This window comes from Nocardiopsis akebiae, assembly GCF_018316795.1.
GTDB lineage: Bacteria > Actinomycetota > Actinomycetes > Streptosporangiales > Streptosporangiaceae > Nocardiopsis > Nocardiopsis dassonvillei.
On sequence record NZ_CP074132.1, the window covers coordinates 1,144,407 to 1,170,079 of the forward strand.

A 25,673-nucleotide genomic window follows, 5' to 3' on the forward strand; every position below is an offset into this window, starting at 1 on the left:
TCTCAGGCGCGCAGGCCCGCGAAGGCGATCCTCGCCAGGGTGTCGGCGATCTCGTCGGAGTCCAGTCCGCGGTCCGGCTTGTACCACTCCGAGATCGAGTTGACCATGCCGAACAGCAGGCGCGCCGCGACCGCGGGGTCCACGTCCGGGCGGATGTCGCCGTCGGCCGCGCCCTCGCGCACCAGGTCGGCGATCAGGTGGTCGAACGCCCGGCGCCGCTCCAGCGCGCGCTTCTCCACCTCGGTGTTGCCGCGCACCCGCAGCAGCAGGGTCACGTGGGGCAACTCGTCCACCAGCACCCGGACGCTGCCGCGCAGCACGTGCTCCAGGCGGTCGATGGCCGGGCCGGTGGTCGAGGCCTCCTCGCGGGTGACCGCGAACAGGGCGTCCATGGCCAGGTCCAGGGAGCGGCGCAGCAGTTCGGTCTTACCGGTGACGTGGTGGTAGATGGCCGACTTGGTCACGCCCAGGGCGCGCGCCAGGTCCTCCATGCTCGTGCCGTCGTACCCGCGTTCGTTGAACACGCGCGCGGCCACGCGCAGGACGGAGTCGGCGTCGTGGCCGGGGCGGCCGGAGCGTCGCCGCCCCGCTGCCGCGCGGCGGGAGGGCGCTGGTTCGACAGGGGAAGATCTGGACACGGTTGTCGAATCTACCTGGTGGGAGCGGCTCCGTGGGCGGGGACGGCCGCGGGCGCGTCCTCCGTCGCCGGACCCCACGAGGATTTCCTAACGAACGGTCGGTTGGTAACACACCCTATCCCGGGTCCGGTGCGCCCCCGCACCGCGCCCGTCTCCAGGTCGCGCGGAGTGCTCGGGAAAGCACTTCTCGTCACGGCTGGAGAAGGCCGGGTGAATCGCGGGGAAACGTCCGGGTGCGGCATTGTGCGAGTTCAGCGGCACGGAAAGGGGTTCCTTCGCCTCCGTTCCGGGTGCGCGCCCCAGTGAAGGGTGTTAGGGGCGCGTTAAAAACCCTTGATCTGGTTCGTGGGGCAAGAGTAATTTGGCCCTCGTTTGGCGGCAAAAGTCCATATTTGTCGACGTCAAGGATGAGACCCCACATGGCCATCACCCGTCGTAACGCCCTGCGCGTTTCCCTCACCGGAGGGGTCGGGGCCGCGGTCGCCACCGCCGCCTCCGCCCCAGCCTGGTCGGCTCCCATGCCCGCGCCCCAACCGGGGGACGCCGCGGAGGCGCTGCGCCTCCTCGAGCGGGGCAACAAGCGCTGGCGCCGGTACGACTCCCGCCACCCCAACGAGGGCCCCGCCCGCAGGGAGGAGATGGCGCGCGGCCAGAGCCCCTTCGCCGTGGTCCTGGCCTGCGGGGACTCCCGTGTGGCGCCCGAGCTGGTCTTCGACCGCGGGCTCGGCGACCTGTTCACCGTCCGCTCCGCGGGCCAGGTCCTGGACGAGTCCGTCCTGGGCAGCATCAGCTACGCCGCCGCGCACCTGGCGGTCCCGCTCATCGTCGTACTGGGGCACTCCTCGTGCGGCGCGGTCACCGCGGCCGTGGAGGCCCACGAGACCGGAGAGGTCCCGCACGGCCACGTCGGCTACCTGGTGGAGGGCATCCTGCCGGTGGTCGAGGCCACCCCCGACGACGGCGGCGACTTCGTGGACGCCTGCGTCCGGGCCAACGCCGAGTACATCGCCGACCAGCTCCGGGTGGACGCCGACCTGCGCGAGCTGGTCGAGTCCGGCCGCCTGGACGTGGTCCCCGCCCGCTACGACCTGGAGACCTCCGAGGTCGTCTGGCTCTGACCCGGAGCCGTCCCGCGCTCGCCCGATCACGGACCCGTGCCCCCGGTCGGTCCCTCCCGCCCCATCCCTCCTACCAGCTCCCCCCGGGGCGGCCGCGCCGCCCGCCCCCGCGCCGACGCCGCCCGGGCCCGAGGTCCCGAAGCCCCCGAAAAGGAGAAAAGGTGACCGCACGCGACACCGGGACCGTTCTTCTTTCTCCGCGGGGCGAAACACGCGCCGACGCCTCCTCGTCCTCCTTTCGGCTTTCCGCCACCCCCTCCGGTCAGGCATAACATAATAAATCACTGAAAAGGCTGCGGTGCGAACGCATGGCGCCTATTCTCGTGATGTCCGCAAAGGACAGTTAGCCTGATTCGTCGCGGGCCGACGCAAGATCCGGCCCCAGCCTTCGCAAAGGACCGAAGTGCGCTTCGACCAGCAGTTGCGGGAGATGCTCCAGACGCCGGGGGTGCGCAGTGCCTGCCTCGTCGACTGGCGGCGCGGGCGCGTCCTCGCCCACGTCGGCGCCGACGATCCGGCCGCGGACGCGGCGGCGATCCTCAGGGCCGTCAGGGAGGGCCCCCTGTGCGCCGACCAGCGGGTGGAGGACGTCGTCGTCACCGACACCGACCACCACGTGCTGTTCGCCGTCCTGGACGGCTCCGACCTGTGCGTACGGGTCCGGATGGGCCGCACGGAGGGCAGCCTCGGCTTCACCCTGCGGCGGCTGCGCGACCTGGTGCGCACGGCGAGGGTGCCGCCTCCCCGCGACGACACGGACCGCCCGCCCCGTCGGGACCTGCCCCGCCCCGCCGCGCCGGCGGTCGCGTCCGTGGACCGCAAGGTGCTGGAACGCGTGCTCACCGCGCTGCGGACGCTGTCCGTCGAGCGCCCCCGGCCGGTGGCCGCGTGACCGGTGGGCAGCCCCGCCGAGGCGCCTCCGGCCTGCGCCGCTGGATCGCCGACCGCAGGGCGCCGCGCCGACCCACGTCAAGGAGAGAGAAGGACATGCCGAACATCGAAGCCGGGCTCAAGGAGATGATGGAGATCGAGGGGGCTGTGGGCGCCGCCGTCGTCGACTACAGCAGCGGGATGGCGCTGGGCACCCTCGCCTCCACCAACACCCTCGACCTCACCGTGGCCGCCGCCGGGAACACCGAGGTGGTCCGCGCCAAGATGCGCACCATGGACCAGCTGGGACTCAACGACGTGATCGAGGACATCCTCATCACCCTGTCCGGGCAGTACCACATCATCCGGCCCCTCACCAGCCGCAAGGGGCAGGGCCTCTTCCTCTACCTGGCCCTGGACCGCTCCCGGGGCAACCTCGCCCTGGCCAGGCACCGCCTCAAGGGCATCGAGGCGGACCTGGAGGTCTGACCGGACGGGCCGCGCCGGCGCCCCCGCCCGCCCGGAGGATTCCCAGCCGGGGAGGCGATGGGGCAGAATGCCGGTGTCCGCCCCCCGGCACCCTAGGGAGACAGCACATGTTCCGGGTCGTTATCAGTCGTCTGACCGACGACGGACTGCGCGTCACCCCAGAGCAGAAGGACACCGCCATGTCCGTCCAGGAGGCGGTGTCCTTCATCCGGAAGCACCTGCCCGGGGTGGACACCGCGGCCTTCGGCGACAGCGCGGTGCAGGGCTCCGTCAACCGGGTCAACGACTTCCGCTGCGACGTCTCGACCGCCGACGGGGGGCACTACCGGGTGGTCATCGCCCCGATGATCTGACCCCGCCTCCCGGTCGAGGGGGATCCCCGGTGCGCGCCGCCCCGCCGCCGCGCCCGGATCCGGGTCAGTCCGACCCGAAGGCGGAGTCGAACGACGCCTCCGGCGGGTCGTAGGCGTGGGAGCGCACGAACTCCACCGCCTCGGCCGCCCCGACCAGCCGGTCCATGCCCGCGTCCTCCCACTCCACCGAGATCGGCCCCTGGTAGCCGATCGCGTTCAGCGTGCGGAAGCAGTCCTCCCAGGGCACGTCCCCGTGCCCGGTCGAGACGAAGTCCCAGCCCCGGCGCGGATCACCCCACGGCAGGTGGGAGCCCAGTCGCCCGTTGCGGCCGTTGCCCACCCGCTTGCGGGCGTCCTTGCAGTCCACGTGGTAGATCCGGTCCCGGAAGTCCCACAGGAACCCGACCGGGTCGATGTCCTGCCACACCATGTGGCTGGGGTCCCAGTTCAGGCCGAAGGCCGGGCGGTGCCCCACCGCCTCCAGCGCCTTCTGCGTGGACCAGTAGTCGTAGGCGATCTCGGAGGGGTGCACCTCGTGCGCGAAACGCACTCCCACCTCGTCGAACACGTCCAGGATCGGGTTCCACCGGTCGGCGAAGTCGCGGTACCCGGCCTCGATGACGTCCTCGCCCACCGGCGGGAACATCGCCACGTACTTCCAGACGGCCGAGCCGGTGAAGCCCACCACGGTGGACACGCCGAGCTTGGCGGCGGCGCGGGCGGTGGTCTTCATCTCCTCGGCGGCCCGTTGACGCACGCCCTCGGGCTCGCCGTCGCCCCACACGCGCGCGGGCAGGATGTCGCGGTGGCGGTGGTCGATCGGGTCGTCGCAGACGGCCTGGCCCAGCAGGTGGTTGGAGATCGCCCACAGGCCCAGCCCGTGGCGTTCGAGCGTGTCCAGCCGGTCGCGCACGTAGTCGTCGTCCACGGCGGCCCGGGTGACGTCGAGGTGGTCGCCCCAGCAGGCGACCTCCAGGCCGTCGTAGCCCCACGAGGCTGCCAGGGAGCACACCTCCTCGAAGGGCAGGTCGGCCCACTGCCCGGTGAACAGGGTGACTGGTCGCGGCATGTTCGTCTCCTCCTGGAGTAGGGGGGTTTCGTGGTCAGTGGTCGTGTCCGTCGCCGGGGCCCTCCCCGGAGCCCTCCGGCCCCGCGTCCTCCTCGGCGCCGTCGGGCGCGAGGGCTCCGCTGTCGGGGGCGGCGGGCAGGTACAGGTGGACGTGGCCGTGCCCGGCGTCCACGCTCACCGCGTCCAGGTGCGTGGCCGCCACCGACCACGACACGACCGCCTCGTCCCGCAGTTCCATGGCGATGTGCAGGACGTCCATACGCAGGTCCTCGTCCTCGACCAGGGCGGCCTTGGCGTAGGTGTCGACCGACATGGACAGCAGCCGGACGGAGGACACCAGGCCCGCGTGCGCGGTCCGGTGGGCGCCGCCGGACTCGGGAACCCCGCCGAAGTGCACCGAGGCGGCCTGCACCTCGGTGCGCCAGGAATTGACCACTGAGGCCTCGGTCAACTCCAGGGGCGGGTGTGATCCGTCGGTGGGCAGGAACTCCTCCATGTCCTCCACCACGGGGACGAGTCCCTCGTGGGCCGTGCGGGTGTGGGTGAGCAGCGAGCCGACCTGGTCGGCGTCTGGGTGGTCCGCGGAGGCCTGCGGCGCGGCGGAGGCGCCGTTCGCGCTGTCACCGCCGAGGAACACGGCGGAGGCGACGGCGGCACCGGCCACCGCGAACGACACCCCGGTCAGCCACCAGGTGGCGGGGGTGTCCGCCACCGGGTCCGGGAACTCGGAACCGGCGGCGGAGGGGGTCTTGTGAGCGGGCATGGTGACGTCTCCTCGTGGGGATGGAGCCGCCCTACCTCAGTCAGCGCTTTCCGGCGAGCGCGGCACCGAGCGGGGGTGGTGGACGTTTCCTCCTGGCCCGGGGGCACCGGCGGCCGTGGTGCGGACACGGCGATCGGCTCCCGTCCCCCGTGGAGCCCGGCCGCGCCCGTAGGCGCGGACCGCGGCCCCCGAGGAGCGCTGCCTACCTGCACGGCGGCTCCTCTCGTCGGCTCAGGGCGCGAAGGAAGGCCAGGCCGTCGACGGCGATCGCGTCCTGGGTCGCCGCCAACGGTCGCCAGACGGAGGCCGCCGTGGCGATGCTGGCATTGTCCGCCGTGAACGACTCGATCACCAGGGGTCCTCCGTACCCCACATCGTCGAGGGCGTCGAGGATCGCGCTCCAGTCCAGGTGGTCGGCCCCGGGGGCGCCTCGGTCGTTCGCGCACACCTGCACGTGCGCCACCCGCCCACCCGTCGCCCGACCACCACCCCTCAAGGCCGCCTCCGGCGCGGTGTCTTCTTGTCCCGTCGCCCGACCACCACCCCTCGAGGCCGCCTCCGGCGCGGTGTCTTCTTGTCCCGTCGCCCGACCACCACCCCTCGAGGCCGCCTCCGGCGCGGTGTCTTCTTGTCCCGTCGCCCGACCACCACCCCTCAAGGCCGCCTCCGGCGCGGTGTCTTCTTGTCCCGTCGCCCGACCACCACCCCTCGAGGCCGCCTCCGGCGCGGTTCCCATCCCCGCGCGCCGCACGGCCGCCGCCACGTCCCGCTCCTCGATGTTCATGTGGTACACGTCAAGGGCCAGCCCGCAGTGCTCCGCGGGAAGGTCGGCCAGCATCTCCAGCCCCTGGTCCACCGTGTTGAGCACGCTCGTCTCGTACCGGTTGAGCGGCTCCACCGCCAGCCGGACCCCCGCGGCCGAGCAGTGCCCGACCACGGGGGCCAGCGCCTCGGTCAGCTCCGCGCCGATCCCCGCCCGCTCACGCGGGGACATCCGCCACGTGCGGCCGACCGAGGAGTAGGCCGGACCGGCGGCGACGGGGGAGCCCACCGCCGCGGCCGCGTCCACGACCCGCCTGAGGTAGTCCTGCGTGGCCGAGCGGGTGGCCGCGTCGGTCGCGACCAGTTCCCGGCCCGGCCCCATGACCAGCACGACGCTGGCCGTCAGGCCCAGCCCGTCCAGCAGGGTCCGGGCGCGCCGGGGGTCCCAGTCGCCCGCGTTCTCCACGGGGAGTTCGATCACGTCGAACCCCCACTCCGCCACGCGGGGCGCGATCCGCTCCAGCGCGGCGTCGGTCAGCGGCGACGTCCACACCCAGGTGTTGACCCCCAGCGCGCGCATCTACCTGTCCGTCCAGGCCTCGGGGAAGCCGGGCAGGTCCTCGCCGCCGAACTTCGCGTAGTGCAGGGACGGCATCTCCGCGTTGCGCTCCAGGTACTCGTCCAGCTCGTCCTGGCGGATCGGCTCCTGGGGCAGGATCCACTCCGAGGGCACCTCCTCGCCGGCGAGGATCATGCCGGCGGCCAGGACCGGGGTCCGCCACTGGAAGTTGGAGTAGACGGGCGCGATCGCGGTGAGGTCCTCCTCCTGCCACTTGCGCATGAAGCTCAGCTCGTCCTCCCCGGAGATCACCGGGTAGGGCTGGCCCGCGTCCTCGAAGGCCTCCAGGGCGGCCACTGCGCCGTCCCCGGCGTCCATCCAGATGCCGTCTACCTCGCCGCGCTGGAGGTGCTGGGAGACCAGGTCCTTGATCATGGCGCCGTCACCCTCGGTGAACTCGTGGCCGAGCACCTCCAGCTCGCTGTCGGCGAAGATCTCCTGGGCCGCCGCCCAGCGGTGTTCGAGCACGTCCACACCGGGCAGGATGCGCAGCGCCAGCACGGTCGAGCCGGGCTCCAGCTCCTCGACCAGGAACTCGGCCGCGTCCGCGCCGTAGGCGTAGCCGCCGATCGGGTGGATGAACGTGACCATGCAGTCGCTGTTCACTCCGCGGTCGAAGACCACGACCGGGACGCCGCTCTCACAGGCGGTCTCCACCGCCGGGGTCAGGGTCGCGGTGGTGGAGGGGGAGATGGCGATGACGTCGCAGTCCCCGGAGTCCACGAAGGCCTGGATGTCGGAGATCTGCTGGTTGTCGTCGTCGGCGGCGTCCGACACCCGGAACTCGCCGATACGCCCCTCCTCCTGGAGCGCCTCCACCTGCTGCTCCATGGTGATGAAGCCGGTGACGCGCCAGGGGTTGGACACCGAGGCGTTGGAGAAGCACAGCGTCGCGTCCTCGGGCGCGTCGTGCGCGAACTCCGAGGTGTCGATCCACTCGGGCTCGATCGCCTGGAGCCAGGGCTGGTCCTCGGGGCCCTCCGGGGTGATCTCGCGCTGTGCGAGCTGCGCCTCGAACTCGGCCTCGTCGAACCACTCACCGTCGGGGGTGAGTTCGGCGCCCGCCTCCTCGGGGGCGTCGGTGGGGGCGTCCGTCGTACACGCCGTGAGCGTCAGGGTCAGGCCGGCGGCGCCGGCGAGCAGCACGCGGGGGACGCGCATGGTTACCTCCTGGAAGTGCCGAGCGGCCGCTCGGTCGGATGGTCCGGTCGCCGTCGCAGGCGCTCCGGCAGTCGAAGGTCGCCCCGGCGGGCGGCGTAGGCCACCGCGGCGATGATGATGAGCCCCTGCACCGTGGGCTGGAGCGTCGAGGGCAGGTACAGCTGGTTGAACAGCGTGAACAGGGCCTCCACGGTCAGGGCGCCCAGGACGGCGGCGACCACGGTGCCGCGTCCGCCGCCCAGCACCACCCCGCCCAGGACCACGGCGGTGATCGCGGTGAACTCCAGCCCGTCGCCGACCTGCGCGGTGACTCCGGCGTAGCCGCCGACGAGGACGGCTGCGACGGTGGCCGTGAGGGAGGAGCCGACGAAGGCCATCGTGCGCACCCGCCACACCCGCACCCCCGAGAAGGCGGCGGCGACGTCGTTGTCGCCCGTCGCCACGAGGGAGCGGCCGTAGGGCGAGCGCATGAGCACCACCGCGCCCGCCGCCAGTGCCAGGGCGATGAGCAGCGCCCACGGGATCTCGCCGAGGACGGGCACGCCCCCGATCCCCTGCCGCCCGAACACGCGGAAGGACTCCGTCAGCGCTCCGGTGGGCGCCCCGCCGGTCCAGTAGCGCACCGCGCCGAACAGGATGAGCATCGTGCCGAGCGTGGTGATGATCGACGGCACCCGCAGCAGCGTGGTCACCAGGCCGTTCACCAGGCCCACGACCAGGCCGAAGGCCAGCATGAGGCCGATCACCGGCCAGGTCATGGCCTCGTCGCCGTCGATGAGGCGGGCCGCGATCACCACCTGCGCGCCCACCAGGGACCCGACCGACAGGTCGAACTCCCCGGAGACGATGACCAGGTACTGGCCGATGGCCAGGATCACCAGCGGCGCGGCCTTCTTGGCGAAGGCCATCAGCGGCGGCCCCTCGAAGAAGGAGGGGTTCTGGGTGGCGATCACCACGAAGATCAGCGCCAGCAGCAGCGCGACGGTCGCCGTGCCGCCCCGGCCCAGCGCGGCCAGCGCCGCCAGCGGGCCGGGACCGCGCGACTCGGACCCGCGCGGCCCCGCCGGGCCGCGTGCGTCCTGGGTGGGGGTCGGGGTCATCGGCGGCCTCCGAGGGGTTGCGGTGCGGACCCCGTCCCGGGGCCCGGACCGGGGGCGGTCCCGGTGTCCGGGGCGGGCCGCGGCACGGGGGAGGACGGCGGCGCGCCGCCGGAGGGGAAGCGCGTCCGCACGGCGGAACGCCCGCCGCGGGCGTAGACGGCCACGGCGGCGATGACGATGACGCCGCGCAGCACGTCCTTGACGAACGGGTCGACCGCCAGCACGTTGAACACGGTGTCGAGCGTGGCGAGGATGAGCACACCAGCCACGGTCCCGGCCACGCCGCCGCGCCCGCCGAGCAGGTAGGTCCCGCCCAGCACCACGGCCGCGATGGCCTCCAGTTCGTAGCCCCCGGAGTAGACGGTGGCGCTGCCGGTGCCGAACCGGGCGGCCAGCAGCAGACCGGCCACACCGGCGGTGACCGAGCACAGTACGTGCGCGGTGACCGTGGGCACCCCGGAGCGGACCCCGGAGAGCCGGGCCACGTCGGCGTCGCCGCCGACCGCGTAGATGTGGTATCCCATCCGGGTGCGGCCCAGGAACAGCACCGCCGCCACCGCCACGCCCAGCATGACCAGGGTGGAGACGGGCAGCACGCCGATCCGGGTGTAGCCGAAGGCCTGGAAGGCGGCGGGCACCGCCCCGGCCGGGCCCTGGAAGTTCGTGTCCAGGTAGCCCTTGATCACCAGCCCCATGCCCAGGGTGGCGATGAAGGGGTTGACCCGAAGTCCCGTGACCACCAGCCCGTTGGCCAGGCCGATCAGCGCGGCCAGGCCGAGGGCGGCGGCCGCGCCGAGCACGATCCGGGAGGGGTCGCCCGCCATGGTGGTGGCCGCGACCACGGTGGACAGGGCGGCCACGTAGCCGACCGACAGGTCCAGGGAGCGGCACAGGATGACGAGGGTCATCCCGATGGCCAGGAAGCCCAGCAGACTGCTGCGGGTGAGCAGGTCGACGGTGTTGGCGGTGGTGAACAGGTTGCCGCCCCGGGCGGCCACGAAGGCCGCGCTGACCGCGAGCAGCAGCACCAGGGCCAGGTAGACCAGCCCGGTGGTGCCCGTCCGGGCGCGCAGGCTCCGGAAGGGGGAGGTCGGTGGGCGTGTCACGGGGCGGCCTCCTCGTGCCGTGCGGGGGAGCCGCCGTTGTCGGCCCCGGCGGCCGGGCCGCCCTCGGAGGCCGGTGGGTTGGGACCGCCCGGGCGCGGCGGAGCGGCGGCCGGGTCCTGCTCGGCGGCCGATCCGGCGGCCGGGCCCTCCTCGGGGACCGGTGCGGCGGCCCCGCCCGGGTGCGGCGATCCGGTGGCCATCGCCATGACCGCCTCCTCGGCGGCCCCGCCGGGCAGTTCCCCCGCCACCCGGCCGTCCCGCAGGACGACCAGCCGGTCGGACATGCCGATCAGCTCGGGCAGCTCGGATGAGATGAGCACGATCGCCACACCGGCCGCGGCCAGCTCGCGCATGAGCCGGTAGACGGCCTGCTTGGCACCCACGTCGATGCCGCGCGTGGGCTCGTCGAGCACCATCACACCGGGTTCGGCGGCCAGCCACTTGGCCAGCACGACCTTCTGCTGGTTGCCGCCGGACAGGTACCGGACCTCCTGGTCCTGGCCGCCGCGCGCCACCAGCTCCAGGGAGGAGAGGATGCCGGGCAGCCGCCGGGCCCCGCGCGCCGAGCCCAGGGGCCAGACCGCGTCCAGGACCAGGCGGCCGTTGGCCGCCACCGACTGGTTCAGCGCCAGCCCCTGCGCCTTGCGGTCCTCGGTGACCAGGACCAGGCCCGCGCGCACCGCCGTGCGCGGCGAGCGCGGGTCCACCCGCCGCCCGTCCACGCGGACCTCACCCCGGGTGAAGCGCTCGACGCCGAAGAGGGCGTGGGCCACCTCGGTGCGCCCGCTGCCCTGGAGCCCGCCCAGGCCCAGGATCTCGCCGCCGCGCACCTCGAATCCGATCCCGTCCAGCTGGGTGTTACCGCCTCCGGTGACCGACAGCCGCACCCGTCCCACGTGCTCGCCGTGCGGCTCCACGGGCTCGGGGAAGACCGCCGAGACCGGGCGCCCGACCATCTTGCGGACCAGCTCGGCCGGACCGATCTCACCGGCGGGGACGGTGTCCACGAGGTGGCCGTCCTTGAGCACGGTGATGGTGTCGGCCAGGTCGAAGATCTCCCGCATGCGGTGCGACACGTACAGCACCGCCACGCCGCGTTCGCGCAGGCGGCCGATGATCCGGTAGAGGACCTCCACCTCGTGGTCGGCCAGCGCGGCGGTCGGCTCGTCCATGGAGATGATGCGCGCGTCGTGCGAGAGCGCCTTGACGATCTCCACGATCTGCTGCTCGGCCACCGACAGCGACCGCACCCGGGCCCGGGGGTCGATGCCCTCCAGACCGAGTTCGGCGAGCAGTTCGGCGGTGGCGCGCTCCATGGCCCGTCCGTCCACCAGGCCGCGGCGGCGGATCTCGCGGCCGAGGAAGACGTTCTCGGCGACGGTGCGGTCGGGCAGGAGGTTGAACTCCTGGAAGACCGTGGTCACGCCCGCGCGCTGGGCCTGGACGGGGTGCTCGAAGGAGACGGCACCGCCCTCCAGCTCGACCGTGCCCCCGTCCGCCCGGTGCACCCCGGCCAGCACCTTCATCAGGGTGGACTTGCCCGCCCCGTTCTCACCGACCAGGGCGTGCAGCTCGCCGGGGTGGAGTTCCAGGTCGATCCCGTGCAGGACGCGCACGCCCAGGAAGGACTTGGTGATGCCGCTCATGCGGAGCAGGGGCGGGCCGCTCATGCCCCGCCCACCTCCGGCACGTCCACCCAGCGGCGTTCCCGCGCCGAGGCCAGGACGGCCTCGGCCAGCACGGCGGCGCGCAGGCCGTCGGCGAACACCGGCAGGCCCTCGGGGACCCGCCCGGCGATGGCGGCCCCGGTGTCGGCCACGAGCGCGTTGAAGCAGTCCTGGTAGCCCTGCGGGTGGCCGACGGGGGTCGTGGACAGGCGTGCGGCGTCGGCGCTCAGCTCCGGGTCGTCGCGGCTGATGGTGCAGGTGCGGCCCCGGCCGCCCGCCCAGAGGGTCTCGGGCCGCTCCTGGTCGAACAGCAGGGTGCCCTCGGTGCCGGAGACCTCCAGCACGAGCCGGTTCTTACGGCCGGGGGAGACCTGGCTGATGACGGCGCTGCCGACCACGCCCCCCGCGGTGGAGAACTGGAAGGCCACCAGGTCCTCGGTGGCCACCGAGCGCCCGGCGCGGGTGTCGTTGACCCGTGAGGTCTGGGCGCTGACCGAGGTGATGCGGTCGCCGGTGACGAACTCCAGCATGTCGCACCAGTGCGAGCCGATGTCCCCGAAGGCGCGGGTGGGGCCGCCCAGTTCGGGGTCCACCCGCCAGTTGTCCTCGTCGGGGTACAGGAGCCAGTCCTGGAGGTAGCCGCCGTGGGCGAGGCTGACGCGGCCGATGGAGCCCGAGGCCACGCGGGCGCGCGCCTCGCGGGCCATGGGGTGGAAGCGGTAGGCGAAGGGGACGACGGCGACCCGGTCGGCCTCCTCCGCGGCCCGGACCAGCTCGCGGGCGGTGTCGGCGTCGGTGGCCAGGGGTTTCTCGCACACGACGTGCTTGCCCGCGGCCAGGGCGGCCAGGCTCAGCGGCGCGTGCAGGTGGTTGGGCGTGCATACGTGGACCACGTCCACGTCGTCGCTGCGGACGAGTTCGAGGGCGTCGGCGTGGGCCCGGGCGACGCCGTGCGCGGTGCGGAACTGCTCGGCCTTGCCCTGGGAGGAGCCCGCGACCCCGACGACCTCGCCTCCCGCGGCGCGGACGGCGTGGGAATGGACGCGTCCCATGAAGCCGGTGCCGATCACCGCGGCGCGGTAGGCGTTGGGGGCGGTCGACCCGGGATCGGCCGCCTCACCCAGGCTTGTGACCTTACTCACTGACATGCACCGAACGGTACGCCGGACTTCTGTCGATCGTCAAGCAAAAGTCGTAGGATCTATCTGCAATAGACGGATGACGGACAGTCAATAGATCCTGTGCTTCACTGTTCGCATGACGGAAGACGCGCTGACCCACGCGGAGGGACGACCCGGCACGGCCGTCGCTCCGACCACCGCACCCGGTGCGGGCACCCTGCTCCGACTCCTGCGCGACGGCCGACCGCGCACCCGCTCGGAGCTGGCCTCGGTCACCGGTCTGGCCCGCTCGACCGTCACCCAGCGCGTGGACGCCCTGCTCGCCAGCGGGCTCATCGGACCCGCCGGCGAGGCCGTCTCCACCGGCGGCAGGCCGCCCACGACCTTCTCGTTCCAGCCGGACGCCCGAGTGGTCCTGGCCGCCGACCTGGGAGCCACCCACGCCCGCCTGGCCCTCACCGACATGTCGGGGACCGTACTCGCCGAGGAGCGCGCGGACCTGGACATCGCCTTGGGCCCCGAGCACGTCCTGGACTGGGTCGTGGAGCGGGGCCGGGGCCTGCTGGAGGGCGCGGACAGGCGCGTGGACGAACTGCTCGGCCTGGGCATCGGCCTGCCCGGCCCCGTCCAGCACACCACCGGGCGCGCGGTGAACCCGCCGATCATGCCGGGGTGGGACAACTTCGACGTGCCCGGCTACGTCCACGACCGGCTCGACGTGCCGGTCCTGGTGGACAACGACGTCAACATCATGGCGATCGGGGAGCACCACACGGCCTGGCCCGAGGCCAGCCACCTGATGTTCGTCAAGGTCGCCACGGGCATCGGCTGCGGCATCGTCAGCGAGGGCAGCGTCTACCGGGGCGCACAGGGCGCGGCCGGGGACATGGGGCACATCCACGTCCCCAGCGGCGACGAGCGGCCCTGCCGCTGCGGCAACACCGGCTGCCTGGAGGCCGTGGCCAGCGGTGCCGCCCTGGCCGCCGCGCTCACCGCAGAGGGGGTGCCCGCGAGCGGCGCCCGCGCCGTGGTCGAGCTCTCCCGCAACGGGTCGGTGCCCGCCCTGCGCGCGCTGCGCCAGGCGGGCCGCGACATCGGCGAGGTGCTCGCCGCGTCGGTGAACATGTTCAACCCGTCGGTCATCGTCATCGGCGGCGCGCTCGCCCTGGCCGGGGACCACCTGCTCGCCGGGGTGCGGGAGATCATCTACCAGCGGTCGCTGCCGCTGGCCACCGAGCACCTGAGCATCGTCTCGTCCATGGCGGGTGAGAGTGCGGGCGTGGTCGGCGCGGCTGTCATGGTGATCGAGCACTGCCTGAGCCCCGAGCACGCCGACGCGCTGATCAACGGCTGAGCCGCGGAAGGCCCGTGGTGCCGGGAGTGGCCTCAGGGCGGGGCCCGGGCCCGGCCTCGGCGCCCGGAGCCGCCTCGGGACGCGGGGCGTTGGAGTGCGGGCGCTCCGTCAGGTCGCGGGCGCCCATCCGGCCCGCGGGCGCTCCGTCAGCGTGTGGAAGCGCCTTCGTGGTCGAAGTGCTCCATCAGCTCGCGGAAGCGGCTCCAGGCGTCGGGCTCCACGCCGTCCCCGATCCGGTACCAGACCAGCGGGGCCAGGGGCGGGCCGAAGGCGACACCCGGCACCGGAGCGGCCAGCGCCCGTTCCCGTCCCGCCTCCAGGACCCCCTCCGGCCCCACCGCCAACCCGACCGGCACGGACACGCCCGCCCACCGGGGCGCGTACGTCAGGTCGGCGCGCCCGAGGGCGCGGTGCACGGTCATGCTGCGCAGGCCGTCCCGCTCGGTCAGCTCGCGGATCAGGGGGTCGAGGGCGTCCAGGTCGGGCTCCTCACCCGGCCGGTAGCCCACCGAGAACAGGATCCGCTCGCGTACCCCCGACGGCGTGCGCGACACCCGCAGGCTCCCCGCCAGGGGGCGCGCCCCCTCCTCCCGGACGCCTCCGGGCTGTCCGGCGAAGGCCAGCAGGGTCTCACCCGGGGAGCGGCGCCGCGCCATGGCCGTGACCCGCTCGGTGTCCCACGCCCTGGTCAGGGGCTCGGAGACGCCCCACACCGCGGGCGGGCCTGCGGCCAGGTGCTCGGCGAGCAGTTCCACGGCGGCGCCCAGGACCAGGCCGTCGCCGACCGCGTGGTCGACCCTCAGGTCCACGTGCAGGTGAGTACCCGGCTCCTCGGCCGCCGACGCCCGGAAGGCCTGGTTGGGTCCGTCCTCCGCGTTCACGCCGGGGTCGGGCACGAAGCCGGTCTCCGCGTCCCACAGCAGCGGCAGACCGTTGAAGCCGTCGTAGTAGCGCCCGTCCGGAGCGCGCACGACCCATGTGGCGCGGGGTCTGCTCAGGAACCAGCGCAGCGCGTGGGTGATGACGCTCGTGGACGGGGTGACCACCTGTAGGCCCCGCCCCTGGCGGCCGTGCTCGGCCAGCGCGTCCACGAACCAGCTGGACAGGGGGACCACCGGCCGGTCCTGCACCAGGACGGCGTTCGCCCCGGTCACGGCGCTCACCGCCGGGTGGTCGGTTACCCCCAGCAGGTGCCCGTCGTCCCGGGGCAGCCGCCGCTCCGGTTCCCACACCGCGCCGCCGTGCCGTTCGACCAGGCAGCGGGCGAACCGGCGTGCCGTCGCGGCCGTGTCGGTGTCCGCCAGTTCCGTTCCGCGGACCTCGACCCACAGCGGCTGCGCGGGCAGGTCGTCAGTGATCCCGCCGCCCAGGAGGCGGTCGGCCTCAGCGGACACCGCGAGCCGCTGCGCCGCCTGCATGGCGATCACCAGGCGGTCGGAGTCGTCGCGCAGCTGCACCACGGTGCCCTCGGCCACGAGCCGGACCCGCAGTTTGGGTCCCGCGGCGACCAGCGCGTCCAGGAGGGAGCGGCGGCTGGGGCTCTCGGCGAGGAGGGCGACGACGTCGTGGCTCAACGGGGTTCCTTCGCGGGGTGGGGGACAGGGTCGGTGGGGTCGGGCGGGCCCGGCCGGTCAGATGGGGAACTCCCCGTGCCAGCTGCGCTGGAGGATGTGCTTGGGCAGGTAGTCCGAGCTGAGGTCGGGGTTGAAGTCCGGGGCGAGCTGATTCATGTCATAGGCCAGGCAGGCGATGCCGAGCAGGAACAGCGGGACCGCGCCCTTGACGTCCTTGGTGCGCTCCTCGTCGGCGGTGTAGTAGTCGTGGAAGAGCTGGATCCCCTGCGCCATGGCTTCGTCGAACTTGGCGGTGTCGTGTTCGGCGAGCCGGTACAGGGCGTTCATCGGTGGGAAGACGAACGTGTTCAGGTTCTCGGCGCTGCTGATCTCGGCGTGGTCGGGGTCGGAGAGCCGCATGGCCTCGTAGAGGTTGTCGCCGAGTTCGGGCCGGTTGAGGATGAAGTCCTGGAGGGCGGCGACCCAGGGGTAGATGTAGTCGTCGTAGCCTCCGCCGTCCCGTTCTCCGGCCTCCTTGAGGAAGGAGACGGGGATCTGGCACAGGGAGCGGACGCGGGCCTCGTCGCGGCAGGTGATGGCGAGGAAGAACGCGTCGATCCAGGTTCCGGCGTCGCTGGTGGGACCGGGATCGATGGCGTCAAGGGTGCGTGTCTTGTGGTTGATGAGGCGTTCGACGGTGCTGTTCGGGGGCGCGGTGGACATGGCGAAGACGGCTTCCGAGACCTGCATCCAGGTGGTCCAGGCCTCCCAGGTGACCAGTTCGGAGGCGTCCGGGTCCATGGCGAGGGTGACCCTGGCACCGAGCGCCAAGCTGTCCAGAGACATACCTGCGGTGAACGGCGCCTTCACCATGCCAGCGATCTCTGTTTCACGCTTCTTCTCGATCTTTGCCAGGTAGCGCTTGTACCCGGGCATGCCCGCGTCATGCCGACGAGGAGGTGATGTCATTATTTCTTGTCTTCCTTTTCTTCCTCGATTTTTGATTCTTCACCTTCGGAGATGTCGAACAGTCCGAAGGTGACGCCGCCGTGCTCTCCTGAATCCGTAGTGATTCCCTTGATCTCAGCATAGTATAGTTTTCCGTCCCGCAGGGCTTGTTTCATCTGATCTGCGAGGTCTTCTTCGTTGATAATACCCTTTTCTTTGAGCTCTTTTTCGTCTCTGGTGTCCTCTAGTCCGCGATGTTCCATGTCGGCGAATGTTGCCCTGAGGTACTCGTGTACTCCTTGTGAGATTCGCCTCTCGTTTGCGCCGGAGCCAACTTTTCTGTCCCCCAGCCTGGTCTTCTCGTCACCCTTTGCCTCGACAATGACAAATCCACCGTCGCTGGTTCGGTAGATCTGGTCAAATTGGTAGTTCCCGCTGCCGGGGGCCGTGTCAACTTTATTTAGGAGGTTTTCCCCCTCGACTCTGGGCAGGGTCATTCTGCTGCGAACTGCCTTGTTTTCTCCATGTCTCTTGATGGTGTCATAGGTCCTCTTTCCATTGAAGATGTCCTTGATGTAAGACTTGGCGGCCTCCTCCCCGTAGGTTTCACTGGCTCTTCCCATCTCGTCATGTGCGGTCGACTTCTTTGCTTTCGCCTCCGTGACATGAGGGTGGTTTTTGTCTTTCTTGTGGGCCTTTTCCTCCTTTTCGAAATCTTGCGTGCGCTTTTTCAGGTCTGTGATTTTCTGGAGCCGCTCCCGTGCCAGGTGATCGAGGTTGCCGTTTTCCGTATGGTTTTCGCGTCGCGGGAAAACGAAACGTTTCTCGGGGAACAGGTAGTCGGGCGGTGCGGCGGGGGGAAGTTTGTCTTTGGCGACCCATCGGCGCAGTGATTCAGACCATTGGATCTGGGGGACGCCCCACTTGCCGATCGTTGCTTTCTCGCTCCACCGGTGATTATTATTTTCATTGTAGTAGATCCGGAAGAGGCCTTTTTCTCGGTTGATGAGGTCTATGAAGTCCTGCACGAACTGCTTGCCGGAGGACCACACCCGGCCCTTGAGGTACTTCTGAGCGGCGGTGAACCTCTCCTGGTTGGACATCCTGCTGTTGGTCACCGGATTCTGGGGGCCTGCGCCGCCGGACCCGCCCCGTCCGCTCTGGCTGCCGGAGCCACCGGTTCCTCCGCTCGGGACGCTGGAGGACCCCGGGACACCAGCACGCGTCGGGGTGACCACGGCCGGGACGGCATCGACGGAGTCGGTCCGGTCGGATCCGTCGCGGCCGGAGGGTCCGTCACCCCGAGGAGGCGTGTCTACGCCGGAGCCGCCGTCGCCGCTCGGCATGGAGTCGGCCCTGTCGACGGCGACCGGACGGTGGGCCCCCGTGTCGGCGCCGCGGTCGTGCCGGAACCCCGCATCGGAGCCGCTCCTCGCGTCGGCTGCGCCGACCCGTGAGGCGTCGACCCGGTGGCCGCCGCCGTCCCCCAGGTCCACGTGCTGGACCTGGCTGCGCGGGATCGGCTTCTGCGCGCTCGCTGCGTCGGCGTCGGGACGCGGCGCCGTCGTCGCGTACTCCCTGTCGGCCTCGGGCTCGTCGCGGCCGTCGTGTCCGTCCCGTCCGTCGCCGGGACCTCCCTCCCAGCGCACATGGGGGTAGTCGCTCGCCAGCGCACGCATGTCGGAGAACGCGGCGTTCACGCGGCCGTCCAGCCCGTACCTCTCCGCGACCCGGGAGTCCTTCGGGGGAGAGGAGTCCGGGTCCACGGTGGCACGGTCGCCCTCGTGCAAGGCGGTCTCGGCGCGTTGGTTGACCCGGAAGTCCGCGTGGTCCTCAGCCGTGAACATGCTGTTGACCTGTCGCAGCAGCCGGTCGCTCTCGCTGAGCTGCTCGGCGGTCGGGTCCTGGGAACCGCTCTCGGTCGGCGAGGACCGGTGGGAGGCGTCCGGGGTGTCCTGGAGCGCTGGTTCGGGAGAGCCGGCGCGGTCGTTCCCGGCGGTGTCCTCGAGGAGGCCCTGTCCGTCGCCCGCCCCGGCACGGTCGGTTTCGGACCCGGCGTTCCCCTCGTTTCTCCCGTTCGCCCCGCTCTCCCGGTCCGCGACCGGTTGCGCGGCGGGCCTCCTCGGCTGGGAGGGATCGCCGTCGCCCTGGGCTGGGGCGGACCGCGACGGAGGGGAGCCGTCGGCGGGGTCGTTCGTGATCCCCTGCAAGCGGTCCAGGGACCCCTTCAGCTCACCCAGCTGCCGTGGGCTGAGTCCGTCGGGGTCGAAGACGCTGGTGTCGATCCGCACGACGGGGGCGCCGCTGCCGCCGAAGGCGGGGACGCCCGCGGGAAGGTCCACGTCGATGTCCGTCGAGCCGCCGGATCCGCCGGCGCCGCCGCGACCGCCCATACCGTCCACGATGGCCATGCCTCGCCAGGCCATCAGCGGCACGCCGACCGCCGCGCCCACACCGGTGGCCGACAGCGCGGCGCCGAGGGCGGTGACGCCGATGTTGAGCACGGCGGTGCCGATCACGTAACCGGGACGCTCACCCCACTCCTCCCAGGGCACCACCGAGTGGGCCAGGTCCTTCCACGCCGAGCCGACGGTGTCCCAGCCCGACCAGCCGTAGCTGTCGGACTCGGCGTCGTACATGCCCACCAGCGAGGCCACGGACTGGATGTTGCTCTCGTGGTACTCGTACAGGGCGTCGCCCCAGGACATGTTGAACCAGCCCTCGGAGCTGTGCATGCCCAGCATCGCGCCGGTGCCCTCGACCGCCCCGACCCCGAAGTCCCACACCGCGTCCCAGCCGTCGACCAACCAGCTCTCGTCGGTGACGGCCCCGCCCATGTCCCACTCGGTGGCCAGGTCCGACAGGTCCTCCTCGTAACCGTGGTAGAACACGTCGGGATCGAGGGCTCCGTCCCCGGAGGGCGTCCTCTCGAACGGGGTGCGGTCCGGGACGAACCGGTTGATGGCGTTGGCGCAGGCGAGCTCGGCGTCCGCGTAGTCCTCGATGATCCGGGTGCCCTCGTCGATGAGGCGCTGGTTCTCCGCGACGTCGGGGTGCTCGCCGATCCCGAAGAAACCGGACACGCCCTCGGCCTTGCGCCAGTCCTCGCCCTTCGCGTCGATGCGGGCCCGGAACTCGAAGGCCTCGGCGCTCAGACCGGACCAGCGGGACTTGATGTCGCGCAGGTCGGCGGCGAAGGTCTCCAGCGCGCTCGCGGCGTGGCCGAGGTCGGTCGAGACCGTGTCACCGTCAGCGGCCACCGGTTCGAGTACGGAGTAGAGGTGTTCCGCCTCGGGAGCCTTGTAGTGGGACCTCAGCCCGCTCCAGGCCGAGGTGATGTCGTTCCCGGTTTCGCCGACCGACTCGCCCGCGCTGCGCAGGTCGGAGGCCAGGGTCTCGATGTAGTCGGGGGAGGGGGTGGGGACGGGGAAGGTCGCGGGGCTGACCTTGTCGTCACCGTCGGTGAGCATGCCCGTCTGCTCGCCGATGGTCAGCGGCGCGCTCGGGGGAGTGCCGGGAGGAAGCACGTGGCAGGACTCCGGGGGGAGAGGTGGCCGGGGGAGGAGGCGGTGGGGGCGGTCGGGTCAGACGAGTTCGGCGTTCCCGCCCGGGGCGGGCGGCGGGGGCGGGTCGGGGACCACGCCGGCGTTGCGCTGCGCCTCCAGCGCCATCTCCTCGTTGCCCGTGACGTAGGCGGTGGTCGCCTCGCTGGTCTGCGCGACGGCGTTGCCGGTCAGGGAGAGCATGTCGCCCATGAGCCCGAAGTAGTGCTCGGCGAACTCGCCCAGGGCGACCCCGATGGGTGCGCTGTTGATGTGGGTGCTGAGGGTGGTGACGCGTTCCTCGATCGTGGTCATGTCGCCGAACAGGCCCTCGGACCCGCCCTCCTCGCCGAGGTGGGAGAGGGTGTTGACGAGCACGGTGCCGATCTCCGGGGGATTGATGTCCCAGGCGGTCACGGGGATTCCTCCTGCCGCTGTTCACGGTGGCTCTCGGGGGCGGAACGGGAGCGGAAGGCCTCGGGGCGGAAGGACCCGGGCCTGCCGTCGGGGCCGGAACCGGCGAGGGGCTCGGACCCGGCCCGGGCCGCCTCGACGGTGTGGAGCATCCGGTTCAAGGCCGAGCGGACCCGGGTGAGGTCGGTGCGGGCGCGCAGGCGCATGTGCTCCGAGGAGCGCTGGATCCTGGGTCCGGGGTGCGGTGGCGGTCGTTCCGCCCGGTCGGGAACCCGCTCCGGGAGCGGCGTCCGCGGCGGGGGTGCTTCCCCGTCCTGGTCGAGGTGCACGATGTCGAACTTCACCGGTCGCTCTCTCCTCCCCCGCCCTCTCCGCGGCCCCGCTCGAACGCACTCACCATGCGGTGTGTACCGACGCACGGAATGTAGTGAATGGTTCCATCGTGGGGTGTTCCACCGACATCCGCCGGGGCGGGCGTGGACGCCCGTCGGGCCGGGGACCGTCCACCCGTCACGGAGGTGAGACCAGGTCGGGAGCGGTGCGGGTGGAGGCCGGACGTCCCGCGACCGTCCGGATACGTGCGACGTGCCATCCGGGCCTGGCCGGATGCGGCCAGATCCGACGCCCCGCTCCGTGCCCCGCTCCCGGCTCTGGCGGGCACCGGCCCGGGCCCACGGCCGTCCCGCGCGGCGGGCGGCGGACGGGCCCCGCGTCGGGAACGTCCCGGGGCGGCGCCGCGCCGGGGCCTCGGACGCCACACGGCCGACGCGGAAGGGAAGAAGCCCCCGAAAGGGAGAACGCGGCTCCGGTGTGCCCGAACAACGGACGGTTCGGCCGCACGGCGGTCGGAACACCGATTCCCGGGCGGAAACACCGGAGAACCCCACGCCTTATCGGTCTTTCGCGGAAAAGGAGGTCCGGCCGGTCCTGGAGGGCGGGGACACGGCCGGATCTCCGCTTCGCGGCCCCGGAGGACGGCCGACGCCGGGCGGCTCGCCGCGGTCGTGCCGCGTACGGGCGCCGACCCGCTGGCCGACAGCGTCTTCCGGGGCCTTGGGGGAGTGGGGGAGAGTTGAGAAGCGGCAGAAGGGGCGGGGTTTCCGGACTTCGAGGCGCGCGGGCGGGCGCGGAGCCTCCGGAGGGCGGGTTCGACGGTTCCCTTTTCTTTTTCCCCGCCTTTCCTGTGCTTTGTTTTTCCCCGCGAGTGCGCACCCCGAAACGCTTGTCGACCTTTTTGTCGGTGGTTTCTTTCGTGCGCTCCGACCCCGTCCCGATGGGAATTGTTTTTCTTGTTTGTCGCAAAAGGGGGGATGGTGAGTTATGCGGATCGGGTGGCGTTTTCGGGTCCGCTGCGGTCATGTGACCCGCTTGGCGGTGCTTCGTCGCGTCGGCTCCGCCCCAGCCGGGCCCGCCGCCCGCCCGGCCCCGGGCACGCGGAAGGGGGCGGAGCCGCTCGGCTCCGCCCCCTCGTGCGCCTCGGGTCGGGGGGCGCCGCTCTGGTTCCCGGGGCCACGGGTCGCCCGGTCCGGCCATACGTCGGGGCCGTACGGCGGGCCCGTCGGACGGCGCGTCGGCCGCCCGGCGTACCGGTCACCCGGCGTGCTGGTCTCCCGGTGCCTGGCGGCCGTGCTGGTCCGGCCTGGCCGCCTCCGCCTCCGCGTCCAGCTCCTGGGCGCGGATCTGCTTCCTGCGGTACTCGTCCTGCTTCACGTCGGGCAGGATGCCCTCGTGCCGCAGGGCGGGCTCCTCGCCCTGCACGGGCTCCCTGGGATCCACGGCCTGCGTCTCGTCCCTGGGCTCCGGCTCGGATTCCCCGACCGGCCTCACGGTCGCCTCGTGCGTCGTGTACGCCGTCCGGGCGTCACCCGGTGTCCGGCCGCTCAGGGTGGAGGCGCGCCCCACGCTCCGCAGCAGGGTGATGATCGCGATACCCGTGACCAGGTTGATCACAGCCGTGCTGACCTGGCTCGGCGTGTCCACGGGCTCGCTGAACGGGGCGACGGCCGCGATCGCCGTGATCAGTCCCAGGATCCATCCGAAGAACTTCATCGCCCGCGGGGCGCTGAGCAGAAGCATGTGCATCAGCCCCGTGGCCAGCAGCGCCGCCACGGCGGCCATCAGCGCGTAGACCACCGTGCTCGCGTCGCCCAGCGTCCCCGCGTCCTCCGGCGCGAGCACCGGTACCCCGAACACTCCCCGGAAGACCAGTGCCCCCGCGAAGATCACCAGCGCCGCCACCACCGCGGTGGCCATTCCTCCGTACCACAGCCTCGTGGTGTTGACGGGTCGTTCGCTACCTATCTCGGTCATGCCAGTACCCCCAGCTACCGTGCCTCTGGGCCGATCCCCTACCCCGCACGCACCCATGTACTACGTGTAACCGAGAAAACCCGCGTCGTGCCTGGTCACGCGGGAGCGCCTGGGGCGCCGGGGAAAACGGTCACGCCCTCCCCGGCATGTCGGAGCCCTCCCCCGGGCGTGTTCCGGCGCCACTCCGCTCCGGTCCCGGGTACGTGGAACACTGGAGTACATGTCTCACTTCGCGCACGCTCGCGTCGACCTCGACGCGATCTCCCACAACGCGCGGGTGCTCCGCGAGTCCGCAGGGGGCACCCCGCTCATGGGTGTGGTCAAGGCCGACGGCTACGGGCACGGCATGCTCCCGGCAGCCCGCGCCCTGATCGCGGGCGGCGCGACGTGGCTGGGCACGGCCTTCATCGGCGAGGCCCTCCGACTGCGCCGCGCCGGACTGACCCTGCCCGTCCTGGCCTGGATCATCCCGCCCGGCGAGCCGGTCGCGGAGGCCGTCGAGGCCGACGTCGACATCGGAGTGAGCGACCGCGCGGTCCTGGACACCGTGATCGCCGAGGCCCGCCGCCTCGGCCGCACCGCCCGTGTGCAGCTCAAGGCCGACACCGGCCTCAACCGCGGCGGCGCGGGCCCCGCCGACTGGGGCGCCCTGACCGAGGCCGCCGCCCGCGCCGAGGACGAGGGGCACCTGCGCGTCACCGGCGTGTGGTCGCACTTCGCCTGCGCCGACGAACCGGGCCACCCCTCCGTCGCGCGCCAGCTCTCCCGCTTCCACGAGGCCCTGGAGACCGCGGACAAGGTCGGCCTGACCCCCGAGGTCCGGCACATCGCCAACTCGGCCGCGCTGCTCACCCTCCCCGAGGCCCGATTCGACCTCGTCCGGGGCGGGATCGCCAGCTACGGCCTGTCCCCGATCCCCGGCCTCACGGGGACCGGGCTGCGGCCCGCGATGACGCTGCGCTCCCGGCTCGCCCTCACCAAGCGCGTCCCGGAGGGCAGCGGCGTCTCCTACGGACACCGCTACGTCACCGACGGGGAGACCACCCTGGCCCTGGTGCCGCTCGGCTACGCCGACGGGGTCCCCCGCGCCGCCACCAACCGGGGGCCCGTCCTCCTGGGCGGACGCCGCCGCGCCATCGCGGGAACAGTCTGCATGGACCAGTTCGTTGTGGACGTCGGCGACGACGCCGTGGAGGCCGGCGAGTACGCGGTGCTGTTCGGCGACCCCGGAGACCACCCGGACACCCCGACCGCCGAGGACTGGGCCCGGATCCTGGACACCATCCCGTACGAGATCGTCACCCGGGTGGGGCCCCGGGTCCCGCGCGAGTACGTCGGCGGGCAGGCCTGAGCGGCGGCGGGAGTCTGACCGGTCATCGCGATCCGGTCACAGGCCTCCTCCATCCGGCCTAACCTGGGTGTAGGGGGGCGCTCCATCCGTCCCCGCCCGCACACGCCCTGACCCGGCGCGCCGCGATCCACCGTCCACCCAGACCACGAGCAGCGAATCTGATGACAGACGCGACAGCAACCACTCCAGGTGCGGCCACCGTCCGCGAGGTCACCGCGGCCACCGACGACGCCATGCGCACCCTCGGCCGCGACCTCGCCGCCCTCGCCCGACCCGGCGACGTGCTGATCCTGTCCGGGCCGCTCGGCGCGGGGAAGACCACCCTCACCCAGGGCCTGGGCGAGGGCCTGGGCGTGCGCGGATCGGTCACCTCCCCGACCTTCGTCATCTCCCGGATCCACCCCTCCCTGACCGGAGGCCCCGACCTCGTCCACGTGGACGCCTACCGGCTCGGCGGGCCCGGCGAGATCGACGACATCGACCTGGACATGACCCTCCCCGACTCCGTCACCGTGGTGGAGTGGGGCGAGGGCGTGGCGGAGGGACTCTCCGACGACCGGTTGGAGATCCGCATCGAACGCCACCCCGACGACACCCGCTCCGTCCACCTGCGCGCCGTCGGCGCCCGGTGGACCGGCGCCGACCTGCCCGGCACCGCCGCCGGGCCCCGATAGGCGGTCACCCGTGCTCCTCCTGGCCTTCGACACCGCCACCCCGGCGGTCACCGCCGCCATCGGCGAGACCGGCGCCGACGGCTCCTTCACGCTGCGCGCCAGCGCCGGTTCCGTGGACGCCCGCCGCCACGGCGAGCTGCTCGGCCCCACGATCGCGCGGCTCACCGAGGAGGCCGGGATCGTCCTGGCCGACCTCGACCACATCGCCGTCGGCATCGGCCCGGGGCCCTACACCGGCCTGCGGGTCGGGCTGGCCACCGCGCACGCCCTGGCCGACGCCCTCGGCGTCCCCTGCCACGGCGTCACCACCCTGGACGCGCTGGCCTTCGCCACCGGGCGCTCCGAGCCCTTCGTCGCGATGACCGACGCCCGCCGCAAGGAGGTGTTCTGGGCCCGCTACGACGACCGCCTCACCCGCGTGGGCGAGGTGCGCGTCGACCGCCCCGCCGAGGCGGACACCGGCGGGCTCGCGCTGGTCGGCGACGGCGCCCGCATGTACGCCGACGTGCTCGGCGCCGGTTCCGCCGCGCCGGACCCGCTGCACCCGGACGCCGCCGCCATGGCGGAGTTGGCCCTGCTGCGCCTGGGCCGCGGCGAGGAGCTGCCCCCGCCCAACCCCCTCTACCTGCGCCGCCCGGACGCGGTGGAGCCCGGTGCCCCGAAGAAGGTGCGCCAGTGGGTGAAGTGACCC

At 72.3% G+C, this 25,673-nt stretch carries 23 protein-coding genes; 8 read left to right on the forward strand and 15 right to left on the reverse strand.

From position 1 onward, the window contains the following. Positions 1 to 2 precede the first annotated feature (2 nt). Entirely contained in the window at positions 3 to 536 is a 534-nt protein-coding gene (locus tag KGD83_RS04925) for a TetR/AcrR family transcriptional regulator (protein ID WP_071622772.1), read from the reverse strand. A gap of 521 nt (positions 537 to 1,057) precedes the next feature. On the opposite strand from KGD83_RS04925, the gene KGD83_RS04930 reads away from it, so the two are divergent. The 4 genes from KGD83_RS04930 to KGD83_RS04945 all read left to right on the forward strand — a co-directional run bounded on the left by KGD83_RS04930 (position 1,058) and on the right by KGD83_RS04945 (position 3,468). After that, positions 1,058 to 1,756, forward strand: coding sequence for a carbonic anhydrase (locus KGD83_RS04930; RefSeq protein WP_212642731.1), 699 nt, complete (start codon positions 1,058 to 1,060; stop codon positions 1,754 to 1,756). Positions 1,757 to 2,159: 403 nt separating this feature from the next. Continuing rightward, positions 2,160 to 2,648, forward strand: coding sequence for a hypothetical protein (locus tag KGD83_RS04935; protein WP_212642732.1), 489 nt, complete (start codon positions 2,160 to 2,162; stop codon positions 2,646 to 2,648). Positions 2,649 to 2,743: 95 nt separating this feature from the next. Next, positions 2,744 to 3,115, forward strand: a complete 372-nt coding sequence (locus KGD83_RS04940) for a hypothetical protein (RefSeq protein WP_212642733.1) — start codon at positions 2,744 to 2,746, stop codon at positions 3,113 to 3,115. Positions 3,116 to 3,222: 107 nt separating this feature from the next. Further along, positions 3,223 to 3,468: a hypothetical protein gene (locus tag KGD83_RS04945; protein WP_212642734.1), complete on the forward strand. Its 246-nt coding sequence runs from the start codon at positions 3,223 to 3,225 to the stop codon at positions 3,466 to 3,468. A 64-nt stretch (positions 3,469 to 3,532) separates the two neighbouring features. Here KGD83_RS04945 and KGD83_RS04950 read toward each other — a convergent pair whose 3' ends face one another. The 8 genes from KGD83_RS04950 to KGD83_RS04990 all read right to left on the reverse strand — a co-directional run bounded on the left by KGD83_RS04950 (position 3,533) and on the right by KGD83_RS04990 (position 12,857). Beyond that, a complete protein-coding gene (locus KGD83_RS04950) occupies positions 3,533 to 4,537 on the reverse strand; it encodes a sugar phosphate isomerase/epimerase family protein (protein WP_212642735.1) in 1,005 nt (334 codons plus the stop codon). 34 nt (positions 4,538 to 4,571) lie between these two features. Then, a complete protein-coding gene (locus KGD83_RS04955; RefSeq protein ID WP_212642736.1) occupies positions 4,572 to 5,300 on the reverse strand; it encodes a hypothetical protein in 729 nt (242 codons plus the stop codon). A 202-nt stretch (positions 5,301 to 5,502) separates the two neighbouring features. Beyond that, positions 5,503 to 6,642: a sugar phosphate isomerase/epimerase family protein gene (locus KGD83_RS28445; protein ID WP_249352156.1), complete on the reverse strand. Its 1,140-nt coding sequence runs from the start codon at positions 6,640 to 6,642 to the stop codon at positions 5,503 to 5,505. After that, positions 6,643 to 7,842, reverse strand: coding sequence for a substrate-binding domain-containing protein (locus tag KGD83_RS04970; RefSeq protein ID WP_212642737.1), 1,200 nt, complete (start codon positions 7,840 to 7,842; stop codon positions 6,643 to 6,645). Between the two features lie 2 nt (positions 7,843 to 7,844). After that, positions 7,845 to 8,942 (reverse strand): ABC transporter permease, encoded by a 1,098-nt coding sequence (locus tag KGD83_RS04975; RefSeq protein ID WP_212642738.1) that lies wholly within the window; start codon positions 8,940 to 8,942, stop codon positions 7,845 to 7,847. Then, positions 8,939 to 10,048, reverse strand: coding sequence for an ABC transporter permease (locus KGD83_RS04980; protein WP_212642739.1), 1,110 nt, complete (start codon positions 10,046 to 10,048; stop codon positions 8,939 to 8,941). Before KGD83_RS04980 ends, KGD83_RS04975 begins: the two co-directional genes overlap by 4 nt. Continuing rightward, positions 10,045 to 11,718: a sugar ABC transporter ATP-binding protein gene (locus KGD83_RS04985; protein WP_212642740.1), complete on the reverse strand. Its 1,674-nt coding sequence runs from the start codon at positions 11,716 to 11,718 to the stop codon at positions 10,045 to 10,047. The genes KGD83_RS04980 and KGD83_RS04985 overlap by 4 nt, the downstream gene beginning before the upstream one ends. Beyond that, positions 11,715 to 12,857: a Gfo/Idh/MocA family protein gene (locus KGD83_RS04990; RefSeq protein WP_212644267.1), complete on the reverse strand. Its 1,143-nt coding sequence runs from the start codon at positions 12,855 to 12,857 to the stop codon at positions 11,715 to 11,717. The genes KGD83_RS04985 and KGD83_RS04990 overlap by 4 nt, the downstream gene beginning before the upstream one ends. A gap of 115 nt (positions 12,858 to 12,972) precedes the next feature. Between KGD83_RS04990 and KGD83_RS04995 the strand changes: the two genes are divergently transcribed. Next, on the forward strand, positions 12,973 to 14,190 hold the full coding sequence (locus tag KGD83_RS04995) for an ROK family transcriptional regulator (RefSeq protein ID WP_212642741.1): 1,218 nt from the start codon (positions 12,973 to 12,975) through the stop codon (positions 14,188 to 14,190). A gap of 146 nt (positions 14,191 to 14,336) precedes the next feature. Here KGD83_RS04995 and KGD83_RS05000 read toward each other — a convergent pair whose 3' ends face one another. From KGD83_RS05000 to KGD83_RS05025, 6 genes are all read right to left on the reverse strand, one after another. Then, positions 14,337 to 15,764, reverse strand: a complete 1,428-nt coding sequence (locus KGD83_RS05000) for a DUF6177 family protein (RefSeq protein ID WP_212642742.1) — start codon at positions 15,762 to 15,764, stop codon at positions 14,337 to 14,339. A 57-nt stretch (positions 15,765 to 15,821) separates the two neighbouring features. Beyond that, entirely contained in the window at positions 15,822 to 16,712 is an 891-nt protein-coding gene (locus KGD83_RS05005; protein WP_212642743.1) for an immunity 49 family protein, read from the reverse strand. Then, a complete protein-coding gene (locus KGD83_RS05010; RefSeq protein WP_212642744.1) occupies positions 16,712 to 19,951 on the reverse strand; it encodes a hypothetical protein in 3,240 nt (1,079 codons plus the stop codon). The genes KGD83_RS05005 and KGD83_RS05010 overlap by 1 nt, the downstream gene beginning before the upstream one ends. A gap of 324 nt (positions 19,952 to 20,275) precedes the next feature. Beyond that, complete coding sequence (locus KGD83_RS05015) at positions 20,276 to 20,650, reverse strand: DUF6507 family protein (RefSeq protein WP_212642745.1); 375 nt, start codon at positions 20,648 to 20,650, stop codon at positions 20,276 to 20,278. Further along, on the reverse strand, positions 20,647 to 20,991 hold the full coding sequence (locus KGD83_RS05020; RefSeq protein ID WP_212642746.1) for a hypothetical protein: 345 nt from the start codon (positions 20,989 to 20,991) through the stop codon (positions 20,647 to 20,649). The genes KGD83_RS05015 and KGD83_RS05020 overlap by 4 nt, the downstream gene beginning before the upstream one ends. A 1,246-nt stretch (positions 20,992 to 22,237) precedes the next feature. After that, positions 22,238 to 22,957 carry a DUF6069 family protein gene (locus tag KGD83_RS05025; protein ID WP_212642747.1) on the reverse strand — a complete coding sequence of 240 codons (720 nt, stop codon included), beginning with the start codon at positions 22,955 to 22,957 and terminating at the stop codon, positions 22,238 to 22,240. Between the two features lie 220 nt (positions 22,958 to 23,177). On the opposite strand from KGD83_RS05025, the gene alr reads away from it, so the two are divergent. The 3 genes from alr to tsaB all read left to right on the forward strand — a co-directional run bounded on the left by alr (position 23,178) and on the right by tsaB (position 25,670). Then, positions 23,178 to 24,308, forward strand: coding sequence for an alanine racemase (gene alr / locus KGD83_RS05030; protein ID WP_212642748.1), 1,131 nt, complete (start codon positions 23,178 to 23,180; stop codon positions 24,306 to 24,308). A gap of 161 nt (positions 24,309 to 24,469) precedes the next feature. Continuing rightward, a complete protein-coding gene (tsaE, locus tag KGD83_RS05035) occupies positions 24,470 to 24,982 on the forward strand; it encodes a tRNA (adenosine(37)-N6)-threonylcarbamoyltransferase complex ATPase subunit type 1 TsaE (protein ID WP_212642749.1) in 513 nt (170 codons plus the stop codon). 10 nt (positions 24,983 to 24,992) lie between these two features. Beyond that, positions 24,993 to 25,670 (forward strand): tRNA (adenosine(37)-N6)-threonylcarbamoyltransferase complex dimerization subunit type 1 TsaB, encoded by a 678-nt coding sequence (gene tsaB / locus KGD83_RS05040; protein WP_212642750.1) that lies wholly within the window; start codon positions 24,993 to 24,995, stop codon positions 25,668 to 25,670. The last annotated feature ends 3 nt before the right edge of the window (positions 25,671 to 25,673 follow it).